The organism is Bradyrhizobium algeriense (assembly GCF_003062295.1).
In the GTDB taxonomy this organism is placed as follows: Bacteria; Pseudomonadota; Alphaproteobacteria; order Rhizobiales; family Xanthobacteraceae; genus Bradyrhizobium; species Bradyrhizobium algeriense.
Genome location: NZ_PYCN01000142.1, coordinates 1 through 1,352, shown reverse-complemented (window position 1 = coordinate 1,352; position 1,352 = coordinate 1). Strand labels below are relative to the sequence as shown.

General features: G+C 65.4%; 2 protein-coding genes. Both read left to right on the top strand.

The window, feature by feature from the left end; genetic code table 11:
- Window positions 1–1,084, top strand: a 1,084-nt coding sequence (locus tag C7G61_RS42730) for a response regulator (RefSeq protein ID WP_145963828.1), incomplete at its 5' end; no start/stop codon positions are given.
- Window positions 1,085–1,137: 53 nt separating this feature from the next.
- Window positions 1,138–1,352: chemotaxis protein CheW (locus C7G61_RS42725; RefSeq protein WP_190242282.1), on the top strand; the 215-nt coding region annotated here is incomplete at its 3' end.

Here is a 1,352-nt window from a genome sequence, read left to right as displayed (position 1 = left end):
CGACCCCGAGAACGGCTTCATCGTGGTGACGCAGGTCGGCAGCCAGACCTTTGGCATCGTGGTCGACGGCGTGTTCCACACCGAAGAAATCGTGGTCAAGCCGATGTCCACCAAGCTGCGGCACATCGACATGTTTTCCGGCAACACCATTTTGGGCGATGGCGCCGTGATCATGATCATCGACCCCAACGGCATTGCGAAAGCGCTCGGCGCCTCCGGCTCCTCGGCCCATGAGCTGGCCGACGAGGCCTCGGCCGCGCATGCGATCGGCGGCGAACAGCTCACCTCGCTATTGGTGTTCCGCGCCGGCTCGAGCCAGCCCAAGGCGGTGCCGCTCGGCCTCGTCACCCGGCTGGAGGAGATCGCCACCGACAAGATCGAACTCTCCAACGGCCGCCACATGGTGCAATACCGCGAGCAGCTGATGCCGCTGGTGCAGATGGTCGGGGTCACCGTCCAGACTCAGGGCTCGCAGCCGATCCTGGTGTTCGCCGACGACGGCCGCTCGATGGGGCTGGTGGTCGACGAGATCATCGACATCGTCGAAGAGCGGCTGCACATCGAGGTCGCCGGCCAGGCGGACGGCATTCTGGGTTCGGCCGTGATCAAGGGCCAGGCCACCGAAGTGATCGACGTCGGCCACTTCCTGCCGATGGCGTTTGCCGACTGGTTCTCGCGCAAGGAGATGCGGGAATCATCGACGGCGCGATCGGTGCTGCTGGTCGACGACAGTGCGTTCTTCCGCAACATGCTGGCCCCGGTGCTGAAAGCCGCCGGCTACAAGGTGCGGGTCGCCGTCAACGCGCAGGAGGGGCTTTCCGCGCTGCGCTCGGGCCACACCTACGACGTGGTGCTGACCGACATCGAAATGCCCGACATGAACGGCTTCGAGTTCGCGGAAGTGATCCGCGCCGACAACAATCTGAGCACGATGCCGATCATCGCCCTGTCCTCGCTGGTGTCGCCGGCGGCGATCGAGCGCGGGCGGCAGGCCGGCTTCCACGATTACGTCGCCAAGTTCGACCGTCCCGGCCTGATCGCGGCGCTCAAGGAACAGACCGCCGAGACCAGTCGCGCGGCATGAACAAGTTCAGCCCGGCATAAGCGAGCTTAGCCAGGGCATAAGGAAGTAAGACCATGACAACCAAGACCGAGACCATCGAGGGCACCGTGGCCGAATACGTCACCGCGGTGATCGGCGGGCAACTGTTCGGCCTGCCGATCTCGCGGGTACAGGACGTGTTCATGCCGGAACGGCTGACGCGCGTTCCCCTGTCGTCGGCGGAGATCGCCGGCGTGCTCAACCTGCGCGGCCGCATCGTCACCGTGGTCGACATGCGCGCCCGCCTCGG